Here is an 18,525-nt window from a genome sequence, read left to right as displayed (position 1 = left end):
GGCCGGGCGCGCAGCCCTAGTTGGCTGGGCAGTCCAGGTTGTCGGGCGGCGGGGCCGTTGTGATCAGGTAGTTGCTGATGTTCTCTCGGATGCAATTGGTCTGCGGGTACGCGGTATGGCCTTCGCCCTCCCAGGTGACCACCCGGCCGGTCCCGATCTCGTTCGCGAGCTTCGCGGTGTTCCCGTACGGCGTAGCCGGATCGCCCTTCGTGCCCACGACGACGATCGGCGGCGCGCCGAGCGCGGTACCCACCGGGTACGGATCGTGCGTACCCGGCCACACCGCGCATGAGAGCAGCGTCATCGCCAGCGGCGCACCGAACAGCGGGTACTTCTTGCGCCACTCGGTCTGCAGCTTCCGCACGGTCGCGACGGTCGGGGGATTCCGCTCGTCGGTGCAGCTGATCGCGGTGAACGCGTCGGTCATGTTGTCGTAGGCGCCGTCGGAGATCCGGCCGGTGAAGTTGTCGCTGAGCGAGAACACCCCGGTCGGGTCGCCCTTGGCGATGTCGGCGATCGCCCGCTCCAGCGTCGGCCACTGCGCCTTGACGTACAGCGCCGCGGTGACCGCCGACACGACGTGCCCGGTCGTCGCGGCGCGAGTCTCGCCGCCGGTGCCGGGCACCGGTTTCTTCTGGACGTCGATCAGCACGTTGTGCAGCGTCCGCCGGGCGTCCGGGCCGATCGGGCAGCCGGATCCCTTGGCCTTGCAGGCGGCGCTGAAGTTGTTGAACGCCTTCTCGAACCCGGCCGCCTGCCCCTCGGACGCGGTGATGCCGTCGAGGTTCGGGTCGACCGCACCGTCGAGTACGAACGCCCGCACGCGGCTCGGGTACAGGTGCGCGTACACCGCCCCCAGCAGCGTCCCGTACGAGTAGCCCAGGTACGTCATCTTCGTGTCGCCGAGCGCGTCGCGGATCGCGTCCATGTCGCGGGCCGTCTGCTCGGTGCTGTAGTAGCCGAGCGTGCCCTGGTACCGGGACGCGCACGCGTTCGCCGCCGTGCGCCAGAGGTCGACCTGCTCGTCGAACTCCTTCTGGGGCGCCGGATCGGGGTTGGCCGCGGTGAGCGAGTCCTTGCTGGCCGCGGGCAGGCAGTCGATCGGCGCCGACTTACCGACCCCGCGCGGGTCGAACCCGACGACGTCGAAGCGCTCCATCACGTCGCCGGGCAGGAACAGCGGGGTCTGCGCGGCCAGCTCGATGCCCGACGCCCCTGGGCCGCCAGGGTTCACCAGCAGCGAGCCGATGCGGTTGCGCTGCTCCTCCCGCCGGATCCGCACCATCGCGATGCTAAACGTCTCACCGGTGGGATTGGCCCAGTCCTGCGGCACCGCGACCGCACCACAGTCGACCTTGACGCCGGAGAGCGCCGTGCCGATCGTCCGCTCGATCTCGGCCTTGCAGTCCGTCCAGGCGACCTTGCCGTTGTCGGTGGGCGCCGGGGTCGGGCTCTGCGGTTGTGCCGTGACCGACGGCTCGGCCTGGGGGACCGAGCGCCACTCACCCTCCTGCCCGGACAGCGTGCAGGCCGACAGCCCGAGAGCAGCGACGAGGCCTACGACGAAGAGGGAGAGCCGGGGGGATCGGCGCACGGTCACGGAGAGCCCTTCAATACGCGTTCCAGATCAAACCGGACAGGACGGTCGAGCTGAGCATAAGTGCATGAACGGGGTTCCCGGTCAGGCCGCCAACGCTCGAAACGCGCAGTATGCCGGAATCTGTCGCCCTCCATGTGGTCGTACGCCACTTCGACGACGAGTTCGGGGCGCAACGGCTCCCACGAGAGGTCTTTCTTGCCGGTCCAGCGGCTGGGCGCACCGGGCATCCGGGTCGGGTCGGACCCGGGCGGCGGCCCGTCGACGGTCTGCTCGGCCCACGCCGACCACGGGTGTTGGGAGAGATCGGACAGTGCGTACGGAGCCAGCTCGTCGATGAGCTCGGCCCGGCGCTTGGCCGTGAACGACGCCGACACCCCGACGTGGTGCAGGTGACCGTCCTCGTCGTACAGCCCGAGCAGCAGCGACCCGACGATCGGCCCGGACTTGTGGTAGCGGAACCCGGCGACCACGCAGTCGGCCGTGCGGGCGTGCTTCACCTTCTTCATCGTCCGCTTGTTGGGCAGGTACGGATCCTCGGGCGCCTTGACGATCAGCCCGTCGAGCCCGGCCCCCTCGAACTGCTCGAACCACTGCTGCGCGGTCTCCGGGTCGGTCGTCACCGGCGTCAGGTGGGTGCGCGGCCCGGACGGGCTGCCGTCGGCCGGGAACAGCGACGCGAGCCGCGCGCGCCGCTCGGCGTACCCGACCTCCATCAGCGACTCGTCGCCCACGGCCAGCAGGTCGAACGCGATGAAGTGGGCCGGCGTCTGCTCGGCCAGCAGGTTGATGCGCGAGGCGGCCGGGTGGATGCGCTGGGCCAGCGCGTCGAAGTCGAGCTTGTCGTCGATGATGACGACGAGCTCCCCGTCGACGACGCACCGCTCGGGCAGCGAGGTGCGCATCTCGGCGACGACCTCGGGGAAGTACCGCTGCAGCTCCTTGCCGCCGCGGCTGCCGAGCACCACCCGATCGCCCTCGCGGAAGATGATGCAGCGGAACCCGTCGAACTTCGGTTCGTAATGCAGGCCCTCGCCGACCGGGATGCCCTTCACCGGGCTGGCCAGCATCGGCTCGACCGGCGGCGATACCGGGAGCGACCAGGTGTCTTCTTCGCTCATGGGCGTCAGTGAAGCAGAGACGGGCGACAATAGCGCAGCAACAGCACACCCTCGTCCTCGACGACGTGTGCCAGCGCGAGCGTCCGCGGGTCCGGAGCGGACGGACCGGCGCTGATCCGGCCCGGGCCGCCCCCGGCCAGCAGCGGAGCCACGGTCAGGCACAGCTCGTCGACCAGATCGTCGGCGATCAGCGTGCCGAACAGCGTGGGGCCGCCCTCGCAGAGCAGCTGGGTGAGCCCCCGTTCGTGCAGCGCGTCCCGGGCGGCGGCGAGGTCGACGCGCCCCGCGGAGCCGGCCACCACGATGTCGGCCACCTCGGACAGCGCCTCCCGCCGGTCCGCGGGCGCGTCCGGCGCGGTGACGACGATCGGCCGCACCGGGGCCTTGGCCAGCGACGCGTGCCCGGGGTCGATCGAGAGCGACCCCGACACGACGACCAGCGTCGGCGTCGGAGCCAGCCCCGCCGCCACCCGCGATGAACGGCGGGCCGCGTCCAGGGTCACCGGGCCGTAGTCCTCGGCCAGCGCGGTGCCCGCGGCCACGACGAGCCCGTCGCACCAGGCGCGGAGCAGCTTGAAGACCTGCTGGTCGGCCGGGCTCTGCAGGCCGCCGGACAGCCCGTCGACGCTGACCGCGCCGTCGGCGCTGGCCACGAAGTTCAGCCGTAGCCGGGGGACGCTCCGATCGGTGGCGTAGAGCTGCGCCAGGGCAGCGTCGTCGAGAAGAACCGGGGAGGGGTGGAGCAGACGCATGGGTCCATCCCACCACCCGTAGGCTCGGGTCGTGCGACTCGCCGACCGGAACCCGCAGGTGGCCCCGGCTCGGCTCGTCGCCGAGCTGGTCCCCCCGCCGCGGTTCGCCGACGCGCGGTTCGCGACCTACCGTCCGGATCCGAACGAGCCGTCGCAGGCCGCGGCCCTGGCCGCGGTGACCGCGTTCGCGGACCGGCTGGCCGCGCCACCACCGCGGAGAGGCTTCTTCAGAAAGGCGGCGGCTCCGGCCGGACGGCCGGGGATCTACCTCGACGGCGGGTTCGGCGTCGGGAAGACCCACCTGCTCACGTCGCTCTGGCACGCGGCCCCCAAGCCCGCCGCCTACGGCACGTTCGTCGAGTTCACCCACCTCGTGGGTGCGCTCGGCTTCGCCGGCACGGTCGACGCCCTGGGAGGGCTCCGCCTGCTGTGCGTGGACGAGTTCGAGCTGGACGATCCGGGCGACACCGTGCTCGTCTCGTCGCTGCTGAGCCGGCTGGTCGAGCGGGGAGTGGCGCTGGCCGCGACGTCGAACACGTTGCCCGACAAACTCGGCGAGGGGCGGTTCGCCGCCGACGACTTCCTGCGCGAGATCCAGGCCCTGTCGTCGCAGTTCGACGCGATCCGCGTCGACGGGCCGGACTACCGCCACCGCGACGCGGTCGACGCGCCCGCGCCGCTGGCGCCGGAGACCGTGCGCGAGCGGACCGCGGCCGACCCCGCCGCCACGCTGGACGACTGGCCGGCACTGCTCGAGCACCTGGCCCGCCTGCATCCCTCGCGCTACGGCGCGCTGCTGGACGACGTGACGCTGGTGGGGCTCACCGGGTTGGCGCCGGTCGCCGACCAGAACACCGCGCTGAGGGTCGTCGTGTTCGTCGACCGCCTCTACGACCGCAGCCTGCCGGTACTGGCGTCGGGCGTCCCGGTCGACCAGATCTTCCCGCCCGACATGCTCGCCGGCGGCTACCGCAAGAAGTACCTCCGAGCCCTCTCCCGGATCACCGCTCTGGCCCGAGAGGGCGCTACTCGGTAGACGGCCCGTCCGGACGCTTCGGCGGGCTGGGCATTCGGTGCTGGCAGTCGCACCAGGATTCGCCGCGGCATTCGGCGTGTCGGCCGTCGCGGCACGGCGGACAGATCATGCGGCCAGTGTGCTGCATAATAAATGCCAGTAAAAGTTACTTTTGCCGCAAACGGGTGGTATTCCCTGCCTATGACGTCAACGGCGAGCATCCTGCGGGTGGGCTTCGGCGCTCTCGTCGCGCTGCTCCTCGGCCTCGGCGCGGCCCGCTTGGCGGTCGGTCACTACCTGACCCACGACGTCGACGCGACGATCACCCGCGCGGCCGGGGCGTCCGACGCGAACGCGGCGTTGTTGCAGGTCCTCACCGACGCCGAGACCGGCCTGCGCGGCTACCAGCTCACCGGCGAGCCGTCGTTCCTGCAGCCCTACCGGCTCGGGGTGGCCCGCTACCCGGAGGAGCGGGACGCGGTGCTGGAGGCCGCGGACTCCGACACCCTGCGCACGCTGGTGGTGGCCGAGATCGCGCGGGCCGACGCCTGGCTCGCGTTCACCGCTCCGTCGGCCGCGCTGCCGGAGTCCCCGTCCGACGGGACCGCCTCGGCCGCGCTGCAACCGGCCGTCTCGGTGCAGGGCAAGGCCCTCTTCGACCAGTTGCGCGCCGCGAACGCGCGGGTCGGCGTCGAGCTGACCGCGCAGCGCGCCGACGCGGTGAACCGCTTCCGCCTGATCAGCACCGTCAGCGACACGGTGACCGCCTCGCTGACCGTCCTCGCCGTCGGCGTGGTGCTGCTCCTCGGTCTGCGCACCCGCCGGTTGCTCATCACGCCCCTGGAGAACATCCGGACGACGCTGACGCTGCTGGGCCGGGGCGACCGCACGGCCCGGGGACGCGACACCGGGCCGCCCGAGGTGCGCCAGGTCGTCCGGGCGCTGAACGAGCTGGCCGACGAGAGCGAGCGGCTGCACTCGCACGAGGCCGGGCGGGCGCGGATCCGGCAGCAGGCGCACGATCTCGGCGCCAGCGTCCGGGGCTCGCTGGACGAGGACGCGATCCTCGGCGAGGTGACGGTGGGGCTCGGCGTCGCGCTGGGCGTCGACCACGTCTACGTCCGGCTGGCCGACGGGACCGGACCGACCGGGGCCGACCGGCTCTGGACCCGGGCCGGCCTCGCGCCGCCGTCCGCCGACGCGCTCCGGGAAGCGACGGCCGCGCCCGAGTGGCCCCGGGGCTGCGCCTGGCGGAACGCCACCCCGCCACCCACCGAGCCGCCCGAGCCGGGCGCCCAGGCGCTCGCCGCACGGGTCCTCGACACGACGAACGCGCAGTCGTGCCTGCTCACCGGCTTCTCGGTCGACGGAGAGCTCTCCGGCCTGCTCGTCCTGATCCAGGCCGACGCGGCCCGCGCCTGGACCGACGACGAACGGGCGCTGGTCGAGGCGGTCGCGGCCGACACCGGCCGGGGCCTCCACGTCGCCCAGATCTACGCCCACCAGCGCGAACTCGCCGAACGCTTCCAGGACCTCGACCGCCAGAAGACCGACTTCATCTCCACGGTCTCGCACGAGCTGCGGACCCCGCTGACCAGCATCCTCGGCTACCTGGAGATCCTGCTCTCGGGCGACCAGGGCGACCTGTCGGAGTCCCAGCACCGCAGCCTCTCGATCATCGAGCGTAACGCCGAGCGGCTGCGCGAGCTGGTCGGCGACCTGCTCACGCTGTCCCGGATCGACGCGAACAGCCTGGAGCTGGCCGCGACCCGGGTCGAGGTGTCCGCGCTGATCGACCGCGTGCAGGGCACGCTCGGCCCGGCCGCCGCCGAGGCCGGGCTCACGCTGGACTGCGCCCGGGCCGACGGGTTCGCGGTGGTGGGGGACGTCCGCCAATTGGAGCGGGCGCTGCTGAACGTCGTCGGGAACGCGCTGAAGTTCACCCCGGCCGGCGGGTCGGTGCGGGTGTCGGCGCGCGCCGCAGGCGCGGAGCGGGTCGTGATCGAGGTCGCGGACACCGGGATGGGGATCCCGGCCGACGACCAGGACAAGCTGTTCCAGCCGTTCCAGCGGGCCTCGAACGCGGTGACCAGCGCGATCCAGGGTACCGGCCTGGGCCTGGCGATCACGCGCTCGATCGTCGAGCGCCACGGCGGTGACGTCGCGCTGGCCTCCGCCGTCGACCAGGGCACGACGCTGACCCTCAGCCTGCCCCGGGCCGCCGCCACCGCCCCGGTCACCACCGACGAGGCCACCGACCCCCGGGCCGCCGCCATCGCCGCCGCCAAGGCCCGGGCGTTGGCCCGGGCCAGCACCAGCACCAGCAGCTAGGACGCCGGGCCCAGGATCGCGGTGATGCGGGCTACCAGCTCGCGGGGGCTGAACGGCTTGACGACGTAGTCGTCGGCGCCGACGTCGAAGCCGGCCTCGATGTCGGCCTCCTGCGCCCGAGCGGTCAGCAGCAGCACCGGCACCTTCGCGGTCGCCTCGTCCTTGCGCAGCTCGCGGCACACCTCGAGCCCCGACATCCGGGGCATCGACACGTCGAGCACGCACAGGTCGGGCGTGGTCTCGCGGGCCGCGGCCAGGGCCGCCGCTCCGTCGGTCGCGGTGATCAAGTGGTAGCCGGCCTGCTTCACCTTGAACGTCACCAGCGCCAGGATGTCCGGATCGTCGTCGGCGATCAGCACCGTACTCATTGAGCCCCCCACAGAACGGGCATTACACCCTTAAGCATAGCCAAACGGGTGCAGTTTCAGCCCCGGGGGCACGCCTTTCCTCAGGTGAACCCCAGTTGCGTCGATGGAACGCGCGACGAGCAGAGGGAGACGAACGTGGACGAGTTGGACGACATCGTTCAAGAGTTCCTGGTCGAGAGCCACGAAAACCTGGATCAGCTGGACCGGGACCTGGTGGCGCTGGAGCAGCACCCCGACTCCCGCGAACTCCTGTCGAGCATCTTCCGCACGATCCACACGATCAAGGGCACCAGCGGCTTCCTCGCGTTCCACCGGCTCGAGACCGTCACCCACGCCGGCGAGTCGCTTCTCTCCCGTCTGCGTGACGGTGCCCAGTCGATGAACGTCGAGAGTGCCAACGCGCTGCTCCGGATGGTCGACACGGTCCGCGGTCTGCTCACGCAGATCGAGGAGCAGGGCGCCGAGGGCGAGATGGACGTCCAGAGCGTCATCGAGCAGGTGACCGCCTGTATCGAGGACGGGTCGGGCAAGCCCAAGGCCGCGCCGGCCGCGGAAGCGCCGGCCGAGGCCGAGGCGGTCGCCGAGGCGGCCCCCGAGGCTGCTCCAGCGACGCCGGAGGCGGAGCCCGAGGCGGCCGCCGCGCCCGAACCCGAGCCGGCCAAGGCCGCGGACGTGCCCGCCCCGCGCGGTGGCGGCGCCCCGCCCGGGCCGCCCGAACCGGGCGAGGAGGGCGGTGCCCCGCAGCGCCGGAGCGTCGCCGAGAGCTCGATCCGCGTCGACGTCGATCTGCTCGACGCGCTGATGCGCCTGGTCGGCGAGCTGGTGCTGACCCGTAACCAGCTGGTCCGGGGCGTCAGCGAGATGTCCGACCCGAACCTGTCCCGGACCACCCAGCGGCTCAACCTGATCACGTCCGAGCTGCAGGAATCCGTGATGAAGACCCGGATGCAGCCCATCGACCAGATCTGGTCGAAGCTGCCCCGGGTCGTCCGTGACCTCTCCAGCCAGCTCGGACGCCAGATCCGGCTGGCGATGGAGGGCAAGGACACCGAACTCGACCGGAGCCTGCTGGAGTCGGTCAAGGACCCGCTGACCCACCTCGTCCGCAACGCGGTCGACCACGGCATCGAGCCGCCGGACGTCCGGACGGCCAACGGCAAGAACCCCGAGGGCACGCTGACGCTGCGCGCCTACCACGAGGGCGGGCACGTCGTCGTCGAGGTGCAGGACGACGGCGCCGGCATCGACCCCGAGCGGGTCGCCGCCACCGCGCTCGACCGGGGCGTCATCACCCGGGACCAGCTGGCCCGGATGGAGACCAGCGACATCCTCCAGCTGCTGTTCCAGCCCGGCTTCTCGACGGCCAAGAAGGTCACGAACGTCTCCGGCCGCGGCGTCGGCATGGACGTCGTCAAGACCAACATCGAGAAGATCGGCGGCACGGTCGACGTCGACTCGACGCCCGGCAAGGGCACGGTCTGGCGGCTGACGATCCCGCTGACGCTGGCGATCATCCAGGCGCTGACCGTCGAGTGCAGCACCGAGCAGTACGCGATCCCGCAGATCGCGGTCGACGAGCTGGTGTTCGTCGACGGCTCGTCGGACAAGAACATCGAGCACGTCTCGGGAGCGCCGGTCTACCGGCTGCGGGGCAAGCTGCTGCCGCTGGTCCGGCTGGACGAGAGCCTCGGCCTGCCGGTCGGCTCCAGCGAGAAGGACGTCTACATCGCGGTACTGCAGGCCGAGGGACGACGGTTCGGCCTGGTCGTCGACCGCGTCCTGAACACCGAGGAGATCGTCGTCAAGCCGCTGGCGACGCTGCTCAAGGACATCGGCGTCTACCAGGGATCGACGATCCTGGGCGACGGCAAGGTCGCGCTGATCCTCGACGTCCAGTCGCTGGCCCGGCGCTCGCTGCTGGCCGCGCAGGCGGTCGAGAAGGCCGGCCTCGGTGGCGACAGCTCGCAGTCGAGCGGCTCGGTCGGCAGCGGCAACCGGCTGCTCATCACCGGCGTCGGCGACCGGCGGGTCGCGGTGCCGCTGGACATGGTCACCCGGCTCGAGGAGTTCCCGGTCGAGAAGATCGAGCGGGTCGGCAGCCGCGAGGTCGTGCAGTACCGCGGCAAGATCCTGCCGCTGGTGCGGCTGGCCCACCTGCTCGGCGCGTACCCGGCCGAGGACGGTGACTCGGTGCCGGTGGTCGTCTACAGCGAGCGCGGCCGTAGCGTCGCGCTCGCCGTCGAGAAGATCGTCGACATCGTCGAGGACTCGACCGCGACCCACAGCGACCTGGACGACTCCGGTCTGACCGGTTCCGCGGTCATCCAGCAGCGGGTCACCGAGATGCTCGACGTCCGGCAGGCGATCCTGGCCGCCGACGTCAACTTCTTCGACGCGATCGACGAATACGCGGAGAACTACAGCGGCGGCCTCGAGGAGATGAGTGCGGTATGACATCGCGCCAATACACGACCTTCGAAGTGGCCGACCAGCTGTTCGGGGTGGGCGTGGAGAAGGTCGTCGAGGTTCTGCGGTTCAGCGAGTACACCCGGGTCCCGCTGGCCGACAAGTCGGTCGGCGGCCTGATCAACCTGCGGGGCCAGGTCATGGCCGCGGTCGACCTGGGCGTCCGGCTCGGGCTGGAGCCGCGGGACATGTCCAAGCCGTCGATGAACGTCATCGTGTCGGAGGACGGCGAGGCGATCAGCCTGCTCGTCGACAAGATCGGCGACGTGGTCGAGCTGCAGTCCGACACGTTCGAGCCGCCGCCGGACACGCTCGCCGGACCGCTCCGGGAGCTGATCATCGGCGCGTTCAAGCTCGACAGCCGGCTGATGCTCGCGCTCGACGCGCGGCGCGCGGTGGACCTGGCGCCCAACTCGGCGGCCAAGGCCGCGGCCCGCTAGGAGGCTCCGGTGAACGCAACCCAGACGACCTCGGTCGGCGACGCCGTGTGCGCCGCGGTGGGGGAGCAGGCTGCTCTGCTCGCGCTGCTGCTCGGCTCGGTGGGCCCGATCGGGGACGCGCCGCCGACCGGCGCGGTGGACCTGATCGGCGCGCTCGGCCCGCTCGACCGCGACGACGTGCCGGGTCCCGACCCGCTCCGGGCGTTCGCGTCGGTCGCGCCCCGGTTCGTCCAGGACGCCGAGCAGGTCGTCACCGACCTCGGGGGCCGCGCCGCCTGATCTCACGCTGAGTAACCCCGGGGTGCAACGCACCCCGGGGCTGTCGGCGTGGTCACATCGCAGGCGGCGGCCGGCGGCGTCCTCCGAACACGACCTTGGCGTGACGGTTGCCGGGTGTCACACTGGCGAACGTGTACAGCCTGGTCAGCGCCCCGGTCCTCGGCTTCGACCTCACCCGGATCGAGGGTGGGGCCGCGGTCTCGGACGTCCTGACGCGCGCTCTGTCGCTCGATACCGACGACCTCGCGCTGATCGCCGAGCACCGGCTCGACGCCGGCCAGCGCGCCGATCTGTGGGCCGCGGTCGAGATCGCGACCACGGTTCAGCCTACGGTGCGTGACGTCGCCGGGCTGGCTTCGGCGGCCGGCGACGACACCCCGGTCGAGAAGCGGGCCAGCGCGGCACTGGGGCTGCTCCAGCGGGCGCCGCTGGGTACGGTCGACGGCCTGATCCAGTGCCTGCGCTACGACGTCCTCGACTGGACGTGGTCGGCGGCGGGCGTCGAAGACGCCCCGGAGCCGCAGTTCCCGCCGGGCGCGGGCGAACCCCGGCCCAAGCCGGCGAAGGTGCAGTCCGAGGCCGCGTCCGAGGCCACCGCGGTGATCTGCGACGCGCTCGTCGCCGGCTATCTGCGGAACGAGCTCGACGCGTCGATCCGGCGACGGCTGGCCGGGGCCTGGCTCGCGGCCAGCCGGCGGCTGCCCGAGCGGCCGGTGTCGCTCGGCCCGACCGGTTCCTCGGTGCAGGCGCTGCTCGACCGCGTCGCCAGCCTCGGCCAGCAGGACGGGGCCCGGCTCTACAAGCAGGCCGAGGCCGGACGGCGGGACTCGGCCGGCTGGGCTCCGGCGATCCACTCGGCGACCTGGGCGGTGCACCTGGCCGGCCGGATCCGCGAGGCCGCGGCCGCGCAGTTCTTACTGGTCCAGGCAGTGGAGACCAGCGGTATCCCGGTGACCGAGCGCGCCGCCGGGGTGTGGAACCTGCTCAGCGGGGCGACGCAGGCGCTGGCCGCGCGCGACCTGGTGGACGCGGCGACGGCTCACCGGCTGCTCAGCCCGGTGATCGCGACGCTCGGCCCGTCCGCACTCGGCGGCTGAGTCCCGGGTCACACAAAGCACTCAGCCTCGCCACCCGGCGACCGATAGGGACGCCGTGACGGCCCCGAGGTGCGTCCGGTCCTGTTGCCGCGCGGACCACGGCACGGGAAGGCGGCGCGCGTGATCAGAGTCCTGGTGGTCGACGACTCAGTCGTCGTCCGGCGGTTGATCGTGGACGCGCTCACCGACGACCCCGGTATCGAGGTCGTCGGAACGGCGTCGAACGGCCGGCTCGCGCTCGCGAAGGTCGACGAGCTCAAACCCGACGTGATGACGCTGGACATCGAGATGCCGGTGCTCGACGGGCTGGGCACGCTGCGCGAGCTGCGTCCCAAGCACAAGCGCCTGCCGGTGATCATGTTCAGCACGCTCACCGCCAACGGCGCGACCGCGACGCTCGATGCGCTCGCCGCCGGGGCCAGCGACTACGTCTGCAAGCCGGCCAACGTCGGCAGCGTCCGGGAGTCGATCCAGAGCGTCCGGGAGCAGCTGATCCCACGCATCTACGCGCTGGCGCCGCGTCAGCGGCCCGGGGCCGCGCCGGCTCGGCCGGGGATGCCTCCGGCGCGTCCGGGCGCGGGGGCCCCACCCGGACGGCCCGGCGCGCTCGCCGGACGTCCGCCGCTGGGTGCGCCGGTCCGGCCGGGAGCGGCGCCCAGCGGGCCGCCCGGCCCCGCGGGCCGGCCGCCGATCCGGGCCGCCAAGGGCGGGACCGGGAACCGGATCGACTGCATCGCGGTCGGCTGCTCGACCGGAGGGCCGGACGCGCTGGCCAAGGTCGTGCAGGGTTTCCCGAAGGACCTGCCGGTGCCCGTGGTCGTCGTCCAGCACATGCCGCCGGTCTTCACCAAGATGTTCGCCGACCGGCTCGACCGCGGTAGCCAGGTCAAGGTCGTCGAGGCCGTCGCCGGCACTCCACTCGCCCCCGGCACCGTCTACATCGCTCCCGGTGACAAGCACCTGGAGGTCATGCGCCAGGGGACCGCGGTGCTCACCAAGCTCCACGAGGGACCGCCGGAGAACTCCTGCCGGCCCGCGGTCGACCCGCTCTTCCGCTCGGTGGCGTCGGTGTACGGGGCGCACGCCCTCACCGTCGTGCTGACCGGCATGGGGCAGGACGGCAAGAAGGGCTGCGAGGTCCTCGCCAAGGTCGGTAGCGAAATAGTCGTCCAGGACGAGGAGACATCTGTGGTCTGGGGGATGCCCGGGGCTGTCGCCACGGCCGGGCTCGCCGATGCGGTGCTGCCGCTCGGCATGATTTCCGACACTCTGCTCGCTCGCGTCGGCCACGGCCGGGCCAACAAGTTGGCGGTGGTCCGATGACCCTCTCGGCGCACGAGTTCCAGTTCGTCAGCAGTCTGGTCCGCCGGGAGGCGTCGATCGTGCTCGAACCGGGGAAGGAATACCTGGTCGAGGCCCGACTGCTGCCGCTGGCCCGCAAAGCGGGCCTGGCCTCGGTCACCGAGTTCCTCCTCCGTGCGCAGAGCCCGTCCGGTCGTTCCGACCGGGACATGATCGTCGACGCGCTGACGACGAACGAGACGTCGTGGTTCCGCGACCGAGAGCCGTTCACCGCGCTGACCGACCTGGTCATCCCGCAGATCGTGAAGTCGCGGGGAGCGCAGCGGACCATGCGGGTCTGGTCGGCGGCGTCCTCCAGTGGCCAGGAGCCCTACACGCTGGCGATCCTGCTCAAGGAGAACCTGCCACCGGGCTGGAATTTCGAGATTCTCGGCACCGACATCTCGACCGAGATGCTCGCCCGGTGCGAGCGTGGCCGCTACAGCCAACTCGAGGTCAACCGCGGCCTGCCGGCCCCGCTGCTGGTCAAGCACTTCACCCGGGTCGGTCCGGAGTGGGAGGTGGCGGCCCCGATCAAGAAGGCCGTCACCTTCAAGCGGATGAACCTGGCGGCTCCCTTCCCGCCGATGGGGCAGTTCGACGTCGTGTTCTGCCGGAACGTCCTCATCTATTTCGACGTGGAGACGAAGCGGGGAGTGCTCAAACGGATCCGCAATCTGCTGAAGCCTGACGGGTGGCTCTTCCTGGGCGCCGCCGAAACCACGATGGGAATCGACGACGGCTTCGAGCGCGTCGTCACCGGACGGACGTCGGCCTATCGGCCGCGGACCGGTACTCCGGCGCCGGTCGGCGCACCGGGGAAGGGGTGAGGCGAGTGCTCGCCATGGTGATCGACGACTCGCGGGCTATGCGGCTGATCCTCAGACGCATCGTCACCGGTCTGAACTTCGACGTGGTGGAGGCCGGCAACGGGCGCGAGGCGATGGACCGCCTCACCGAGCTCGAGTCGGTGCCGGAACTGGCCCTGATCGACTGGAACATGCCGGAGATGAACGGTCTGGAGTTCGTGACCGCCGTTCGCGCCGACAAGAAGTTCCGCGGGATGACGCTGATGATGGTGACGACCGAGAGCGAGCACGGGCAGATCGTCCGCGCGCTCGCCGCCGGCGCTCACGAGTACGTCATCAAGCCGTTCACCCCGGATGCGATCGTCGACAAGCTCGTCATGCTCGGGCTGATCCCGGACGGAGCCCACGCGTGAGCGCGACGATGGCCCCGACCGGGGACGATCTCCAGCAGATCGCCGAGCAGGTGTGGGCCTCCTACCTCGACACCGACGGCGAGAAGCCGCTGATCCCGCTGCCGCCGGACAAGCTGTCCAAGGACGTCGTCGCCGGGGTGGCCGTGCGGGGGGCCTGGCACGGACTGGTGCTCGTCGCCTGCTCCGCGACCGCCTCCAAGGAGGCGGCGGCCGCCCTGCTCGGCATGGAGGCCGACGAAGTCTCCGAGGGCGACGTCGACGACGCGCTCGGCGAGCTGGCCAACGTCATCGGCGGCAACGTGAAGAGCCTGCTGCCGGAGCCGTGCACGCTCGGGTTGCCCGAGGTGCACAACGACGCCGAGAACGACCCGTGGCTCGCGGGTGACGAAATATGTCGGTTTGAGGCGACCTGGATGGGTGAGCCTATGGAGGTCAGCGTGCTGGAAAAGCCGCAAGGGGGGGAGACCGCATGAAGATCCTGATCGCCGACGACAGCCGGGTGATGCGCCAGATCGTCACTCGGACGCTGCGGCAGGCCGGGTACGACGGCCACGACCTGATCGAGGCCGAGGACGGTGCTCAACTGGTCGAGAAGGCGAATTCCGACAAGTTTGATCTGGTGCTGTCGGACTGGAACATGCCGAACATGACCGGTATCGAGGCGCTCCGGGCGTTGCGAGCCGGCGGCAACCAGACGCCGTTCGGGTTCGTGACCTCGGAAGGCACCCCGGAGATGCGTGACACCGCTGCTGCCGGCGGCGCGCTGTTCCTGATCGCCAAGCCGTTCACGGCCGAGATGTTCAAAGAGCAGCTCGACTCGATCCTGGGGTGAAGGGGCTTCCATGACGCAAGCGACGACGCAACTGCCGTCGCCGAAGGATGTCCGGGACATGCTCGAGGAGCTCCTCGGCAAGGACATCACGGTCGGCGACGGGACCCCGGCCTCCGCGGCCGACCTGCAGAAGGCCACGGTGGCGGTCTACATCGACGACAAGAACGTCGTCACCGGGGTCGGCGGGATGGACCTGCCACTGTCGGCCTGGATCGGCGCGGCGATCGGTCTGATCCCCAAGGGCGGCGCCGAGGCGTGCCTGGAGGACAACGAGCTGACGAAGATGGTCGGCGAGAACGTCCGCGAGGTCTGCAACATCATGGCCGCGCTGCTCAACCGGGAGGGTACGCCGCATCTCCGGCTGGAGAAGGAGGCGGTCTACCTGCCCGGTGAGCCGGCGCCGGCCGACATCCAGGGCCGGATGGTCGCGCTGGGTGCGCGGCTGGATCTGAACGTGACCGTGGCCGGGTACGGGTCGGGAAGGCTCTGGATCTCATTGGCGGGCTGATCGTCCGGCCGGCTCGGGCCGTGGTTCCGGCGGGGCGGGGCGTGGGAGCGATTTCGCTTCCGCACCCCGCCCCGGGTCTGTTCTAGGCGGTTTCGTTCTTTTCTAGGCGGTTTCGTTTTCGCCGGCGGCGCGCTCGGCGGCGGCGGCCCGGCGCTCGGCTTCGGCCGCGCGGAGCTCTTCGAGCTTCCGCTCGGTCTCGTGTTCCTCGTGGATGCGCTGGTACGCGTGGTACAGCGAGCGGACGATGGCGAGCATGAGCGCGGCCACGAGGACGGCGATCAGGTAGCGGATCAGCGCGGTGTCGACGTCCAAATTGCCGATGACGAACGCCTGCCAGAGCGCGGGGCTCGCCAGGATCGCGGCGAGCAGCAGGACCGAGTAGCGCGCGAACATCAGCGGGTCCCGGGTTCTCCGTCATCGGGCCACCAGCCGCGGAAGACCCGTCCGTTGGGGGCGTGGCCGTTGAGGGCTTGGCCGTTGGGGGTGGCGGCGTGGGCGCCGATGGCGTCCGGGGGAGCGTCGGGGGCCCAGGCCGGGACGCGGCCGACGTAGTCGGGTTCGGGGGCGCGGGCGGCGTAGCCGGGTTCGGGGGCTCGGCTGGCGTAGTCGGGTTCCGGGGCGCGGTGGGTGCTCGGGCGGGGGCGGTCCGGCGGTGGCTCGGGGGCGCTCTCGTGGGCGCCCCGGCGTCCGGCCGGGAGTTCCAACGGCGCGATCGGACCCTCGCCCTCGCCGGCCAGCGGACCGCCGGTGAGCCGCTCGCAGAGCAGCGTCGTCCAGCGGCGGGCGGTGGCCGGGCGGCCGTCGAGCATGACGACCGGGAGCCCGAAATGCAGCACGCTGCCGGGCTCCACGGTGGCGTCGGCACCGTAGACGGCCAGCGCGTCGACGCGGTCGAGCGAGTCGAGGAACCGGGCCGTGTCGGCGTTCTTCCGGGTCGCGTCGACGCAGGCCCAGACCTGGGCCGGGTGCAGCGCGGCGATCGTCGCTCGCGGCGAGCCGGCCCCGGCCCGCCGCCCCACCGGCGGCCCGGCCGACGCCTCCACGACCACGACGCGGGGCCCGGCCGAGGTGTGCAGCTCGGCCGCGCGCCGGATCGCTTCCTCAGGGCCGGAGATGCGGTGCGAGCGGCGCAGACCGGTGCCCGCGATCGAGCCGGCGACCAGCGTCGCCGACGGGTCGATGACCGTGGTCTGCGCGGCGAGCTGTCCGGCGATGGTGAGCGCCGGTTCGGTCTCCCCGACGATCACCAGCACCTCGCCGGCCCGGGACGGGAGTGCAGGCGGGTACGGAAGCCCGGCGACCGCCCGGGCCACCGCCGACCAGGGATCGGGCCCGACCGCGCGGGCGGCGATGTGGACCGGGACGCCGTTGCGGACGAGCTGGACGGCGGGGTGGTCGTAGCGGGCTTCGACGGAGCGGGGTTGGACCGCGCGTGGGTCGGGTCGGGTTTCGACGGGAAGGGGTTGGGCCGCGCGGGGGTCGACCGGGCGTGGATGGGCCGCGCGGGGGTCGGTGGCGGGGTGGGGGTCGGGTCGGCGGAGGGTGTGGATCGCGGTCGGGGGCTCGTCGGCGTCCGGTGGGGGGACGGCGGCGCGGCCGGTGGCGGGCCGGACGGGGGAGTGGGCCGGGGAGCGGACGGGAGAGTGCGCCGGGGAGTGGGCCGGGATGACCGGGGCGGTGCCGGTCGCCGTGGTGCGATCGGTGCGGATGACGTGGGCCATCGTGATGTCGTCGGCGTCGGGGCGGACGACGATCAGTTCGGTGGCGGGTTCGTCGAAGTCGGCGTAGCCGGGGCTTTCGTAGGAGTTCTCGTCGTCCGGGGGAGCGGGGGTACGAGTCGGCGGCGGTGTGGGTGAGGCTGATGTGGGTGTGGCCGGCGGGGGTGGGGCCGGTAGGGGTGGGGTCGGTAGGGGGGAGGCCGGCTTGAGGGCGCCGACGCGCTTGGCCGCGGCCGCGACGCTCGCGGCCCGGGCCCGGCTGGCGGCCATGCCGGCCAGCCCGACGTCGGCCGACCGAGCCGCCCGTGCCGCCGAGGCCGCCGACACCGCGCCGCCACCGATCCCGGCCGCTGCGTTCTGGTCGGACCCGGGCGCGGTGCCGTTGAGTCCGGCGGCGCCGCCGCGGTGCGTGGGTAGTGCGCCTGTGGGGTCGGCCGCTTCCTGGTGGCCGGTGGTCGTGCCGCGTTCGCCTGACGGGTTCCGCGCGTCGGACGGGACGCGTGGGTCCGGCCGGTCCGGTGCGGTGGCCGAGACGAGGGCGTCGATGACGGTGCCGTGGGCGCCCGGGTGCGCTCGGCCGTTCGCCGCGGACTCGTTGTGCGCCTGGCTGTTCGGTGCGGGGGACTCGCCGGTCGAGCCGGCGGCGGCGCGGCTGATCGAGCCTCGGGCGACCGCGGTGCCGCGGGATGCGACCGCTCCCTCGGGGGCGCGGCCGCCGTTCGTGGGGCGTGCGCTCGTGCGCCGGCGTAGGTCCGCCGCCGAGTCCTCGGGGTCGCGCAGCGCCTCCGAGCCGCCGGTTCGCGAGCCGGCCGCCCCCGCGTCGCCCGCCGCCCGGAGGCCGTCGACGGCCCTCGGCGCTCCGTTCGAGCCGTGGATGTGGTCGGCCCCAGACCGCTCGCCGACCGCCGCGGAGCCGAGATAAGAGTCGGCCGCCCCCTCGGCGCCGAACGCCCCGGTCCCGCCGACCGCGCCACTCGCGCCGAGCGCGCCATTCGAGCCGAGCGCGCCATTCGAGCCGAGCGCGCCACTCGCGCCGAGCGCGCCACTCGCGCCGAGCGCGCCACTCGCGCCGAGCGCGCCACCCGAGCCGAGCGCGCCACTCGCGCCGAGCGCGCCACCCGAGCCGAGCGCACCACCCACGCCGGTCACGCCGAGCGTGCCGGGCGCCGCTTGGGTGCCCGCGCCCGGTGCGCCATTCGCGGTCCCGCGCGCGCCGGCCCGTCCGGCCGCCCCGCGACCGGCCGAGCGACCCCGCTCCTCCGTCGCCCCGGTCACGTCGGCCGCCGAGCGCGCCCCGGCCGCACCTTGCAGCCCGGCCACCCGGCCAACGCCACCCGCCTCCTCGGCCCCGCCCACGAACCCCGGCGAGTCCGCGAGGCCCCGCGCATCCGCGCCCACCGCGAGCCCCCGCGCGTCCGCAGCGCCTACGGCCCCTCGC

17 protein-coding genes and 1 pseudogene are annotated in these 18,525 nt (G+C 72.4%); 12 read left to right on the top strand and 6 right to left on the bottom strand.

The window, feature by feature from the left end; translation table 11 throughout:
* Positions 1-16 precede the first annotated feature (16 nt).
* Genes FL583_RS39165 through FL583_RS39155 form a run of 3 tightly spaced genes read right to left on the bottom strand, consistent with a single transcriptional unit; the run spans position 17 to position 3,470 of the window.
* Positions 17-1,600 (bottom strand): alpha/beta hydrolase, encoded by a 1,584-nt coding sequence (locus tag FL583_RS39165; RefSeq protein ID WP_142709990.1) that lies wholly within the window; start codon positions 1,598-1,600, stop codon positions 17-19.
* Positions 1,597-2,718, bottom strand: coding sequence for an ATP-dependent DNA ligase (locus tag FL583_RS39160; protein ID WP_142709989.1), 1,122 nt, complete (start codon positions 2,716-2,718; stop codon positions 1,597-1,599). Before FL583_RS39160 ends, FL583_RS39165 begins: the two co-directional genes overlap by 4 nt.
* A 5-nt stretch (positions 2,719-2,723) precedes the next feature.
* On the bottom strand, positions 2,724-3,470 hold the full coding sequence (locus FL583_RS39155) for a pyrimidine reductase family protein (RefSeq protein WP_142709988.1): 747 nt from the start codon (positions 3,468-3,470) through the stop codon (positions 2,724-2,726).
* A gap of 31 nt (positions 3,471-3,501) precedes the next feature.
* Here FL583_RS39155 and zapE point away from each other — a divergent pair, with 31 nt between their 5' ends.
* Both zapE and FL583_RS39145 read left to right on the top strand, forming a co-directional pair.
* Positions 3,502-4,506, top strand: coding sequence for a cell division protein ZapE (zapE, locus tag FL583_RS39150; RefSeq protein ID WP_142709987.1), 1,005 nt, complete (start codon positions 3,502-3,504; stop codon positions 4,504-4,506).
* 180 nt (positions 4,507-4,686) lie between these two features.
* Entirely contained in the window at positions 4,687-6,816 is a 2,130-nt protein-coding gene (locus tag FL583_RS39145) for a sensor histidine kinase (protein WP_170324107.1), read from the top strand.
* On the opposite strand, the gene FL583_RS39140 is transcribed toward FL583_RS39145, so the two are convergent.
* Positions 6,813-7,184 (bottom strand): response regulator transcription factor, encoded by a 372-nt coding sequence (locus FL583_RS39140; RefSeq protein WP_142709985.1) that lies wholly within the window; start codon positions 7,182-7,184, stop codon positions 6,813-6,815. The two genes, FL583_RS39145 and FL583_RS39140, sit on opposite strands and share 4 nt — an antisense overlap.
* Positions 7,185-7,319: 135 nt before the next feature.
* On the opposite strand from FL583_RS39140, the gene FL583_RS39135 reads away from it, so the two are divergent.
* The 10 genes from FL583_RS39135 (at position 7,320) to FL583_RS39090 (ending at position 15,369) form a co-directional block, all read left to right on the top strand.
* Entirely contained in the window at positions 7,320-9,638 is a 2,319-nt protein-coding gene (locus FL583_RS39135; protein ID WP_142709984.1) for a chemotaxis protein CheW, read from the top strand.
* Positions 9,635-10,090: a chemotaxis protein CheW gene (locus tag FL583_RS39130; RefSeq protein ID WP_142709983.1), complete on the top strand. Its 456-nt coding sequence runs from the start codon at positions 9,635-9,637 to the stop codon at positions 10,088-10,090. Before FL583_RS39135 ends, FL583_RS39130 begins: the two co-directional genes overlap by 4 nt.
* 9 nt (positions 10,091-10,099) lie before the next feature.
* Entirely contained in the window at positions 10,100-10,369 is a 270-nt protein-coding gene (locus tag FL583_RS39125; protein ID WP_142709982.1) for a hypothetical protein, read from the top strand.
* A gap of 131 nt (positions 10,370-10,500) precedes the next feature.
* Entirely contained in the window at positions 10,501-11,466 is a 966-nt protein-coding gene (locus FL583_RS39120; RefSeq protein WP_142709981.1) for a hypothetical protein, read from the top strand.
* 120 nt (positions 11,467-11,586) lie between these two features.
* Positions 11,587-12,789 (top strand): chemotaxis-specific protein-glutamate methyltransferase CheB, encoded by a 1,203-nt coding sequence (gene cheB, locus FL583_RS39115; RefSeq protein ID WP_142709980.1) that lies wholly within the window; start codon positions 11,587-11,589, stop codon positions 12,787-12,789.
* Positions 12,786-13,637 carry a CheR family methyltransferase gene (locus tag FL583_RS39110; protein WP_142709979.1) on the top strand — a complete coding sequence of 284 codons (852 nt, stop codon included), beginning with the start codon at positions 12,786-12,788 and terminating at the stop codon, positions 13,635-13,637. The genes cheB and FL583_RS39110 overlap by 4 nt, the downstream gene beginning before the upstream one ends.
* Before the next feature lie 14 nt (positions 13,638-13,651).
* Positions 13,652-14,029, top strand: coding sequence for a response regulator (locus FL583_RS39105; RefSeq protein WP_170324108.1), 378 nt, complete (start codon positions 13,652-13,654; stop codon positions 14,027-14,029).
* Positions 14,026-14,502: a chemotaxis protein CheX gene (locus FL583_RS39100; RefSeq protein ID WP_142709977.1), complete on the top strand. Its 477-nt coding sequence runs from the start codon at positions 14,026-14,028 to the stop codon at positions 14,500-14,502. The genes FL583_RS39105 and FL583_RS39100 overlap by 4 nt, the downstream gene beginning before the upstream one ends.
* Positions 14,499-14,861 (top strand): response regulator, encoded by a 363-nt coding sequence (locus FL583_RS39095; protein WP_142709976.1) that lies wholly within the window; start codon positions 14,499-14,501, stop codon positions 14,859-14,861. Before FL583_RS39100 ends, FL583_RS39095 begins: the two co-directional genes overlap by 4 nt.
* Before the next feature lie 10 nt (positions 14,862-14,871).
* Positions 14,872-15,369: a hypothetical protein gene (locus FL583_RS39090; protein WP_142709975.1), complete on the top strand. Its 498-nt coding sequence runs from the start codon at positions 14,872-14,874 to the stop codon at positions 15,367-15,369.
* 102 nt (positions 15,370-15,471) lie between these two features.
* Here FL583_RS39090 and FL583_RS39085 read toward each other — a convergent pair whose 3' ends face one another.
* Positions 15,472-15,762 (bottom strand): hypothetical protein, encoded by a 291-nt coding sequence (locus tag FL583_RS39085; RefSeq protein ID WP_142709974.1) that lies wholly within the window; start codon positions 15,760-15,762, stop codon positions 15,472-15,474.
* A pseudogene (locus FL583_RS39080) lies at positions 15,762-18,525 on the bottom strand (hypothetical protein); the annotation flags it as partial. The gene FL583_RS39085 and the pseudogene FL583_RS39080, both read right to left, overlap by 1 nt.

It is taken from the genome of Cryptosporangium phraense (genome assembly GCF_006912135.1).
In the GTDB taxonomy this organism is placed as follows: domain Bacteria; phylum Actinomycetota; class Actinomycetes; order Mycobacteriales; family Cryptosporangiaceae; genus Cryptosporangium; species Cryptosporangium phraense.
The sequence above is the reverse complement of the archived record's forward strand: the minus strand, read 5'-3'. Positions and strand labels throughout refer to the sequence as shown.

Excerpts from the sequence above, each read along its gene's own strand:
- FL583_RS39160 (WP_142709989.1), bottom strand. The coding sequence starts at position 2,718 with ATGAGCGAAGAAGACACCTGGTCGCTCCCGGTATCGCCGCCGGTCGAG.
- FL583_RS39155 (WP_142709988.1), bottom strand. The coding sequence starts at position 3,470 with ATGCGTCTGCTCCACCCCTCCCCGGTTCTTCTCGACGACGCTGCCCTG.
- FL583_RS39145 (WP_170324107.1), top strand. The coding sequence starts at position 4,687 with ATGACGTCAACGGCGAGCATCCTGCGGGTGGGCTTCGGCGCTCTCGTC.
- FL583_RS39140 (WP_142709985.1), bottom strand. The coding sequence starts at position 7,184 with ATGAGTACGGTGCTGATCGCCGACGACGATCCGGACATCCTGGCGCTG.
- FL583_RS39130 (WP_142709983.1), top strand. The coding sequence starts at position 9,635 with ATGACATCGCGCCAATACACGACCTTCGAAGTGGCCGACCAGCTGTTC.
- FL583_RS39110 (WP_142709979.1), top strand. The coding sequence starts at position 12,786 with ATGACCCTCTCGGCGCACGAGTTCCAGTTCGTCAGCAGTCTGGTCCGC.
- FL583_RS39105 (WP_170324108.1), top strand. The coding sequence starts at position 13,652 with ATGGTGATCGACGACTCGCGGGCTATGCGGCTGATCCTCAGACGCATC.
- FL583_RS39095 (WP_142709976.1), top strand. The coding sequence starts at position 14,499 with ATGAAGATCCTGATCGCCGACGACAGCCGGGTGATGCGCCAGATCGTC.
- FL583_RS39090 (WP_142709975.1), top strand. The coding sequence starts at position 14,872 with ATGACGCAAGCGACGACGCAACTGCCGTCGCCGAAGGATGTCCGGGAC.
- FL583_RS39085 (WP_142709974.1), bottom strand. The coding sequence starts at position 15,762 with ATGTTCGCGCGCTACTCGGTCCTGCTGCTCGCCGCGATCCTGGCGAGC.